The organism is Bacillus gaemokensis, from assembly GCF_001590835.1.
In the GTDB taxonomy this organism is placed as follows: domain Bacteria; phylum Bacillota; class Bacilli; order Bacillales; family Bacillaceae_G; genus Bacillus_A; species Bacillus_A gaemokensis.
Genome location: NZ_LTAQ01000064.1, coordinates 1 through 453 on the forward strand (window position 1 = coordinate 1; position 453 = coordinate 453).

The window sequence follows — 453 nt, forward strand, 5'->3', positions numbered from 1 at the left end:
CTCTGTACGTGATTTCCTCATCTTCAAAGGTCACTGCGATATGATTCGGTGTCTTCTTCACTTGTTCTTCAAACAGTTTAGCTACCGTCTTTTCTTTTGAGTATGCACTGTAAGTATCATTAAAATTCTCTGTAATAAGTACTGTTTCTTCCTTCGTTATGACGTCTATTTCATTTAATTTTATAGTCGGATTGCTTACAATTTGATTCATAATATTTATCAAATGCATCAATAAAAACTCTGCACTTTCTTTTTTATACAAGTCCGCACAATATTCTAGCGCTATTTGATAAGTATTTTCCGCTTCATAAATACTAAATGTAAGATCGAATTTCGCAACCGTACATTCTACCTCTGTAGATTCCGCTTTACTTCCATTCAAATCTAGCTCAACATGCTCATTGTTTTGTAACACAAGCATGACGTCAAATAGTGGATTCCTTGACATATCAC

1 protein-coding gene is annotated in these 453 nt (G+C 34.0%); it reads right to left on the reverse strand.

Annotated elements, in window-relative coordinates; all coding sequences use genetic code 11:
- Window positions 1–453: condensation domain-containing protein (locus AZF08_RS24925; RefSeq protein WP_153019599.1), on the reverse strand; the 453-nt coding region annotated here is incomplete at both ends.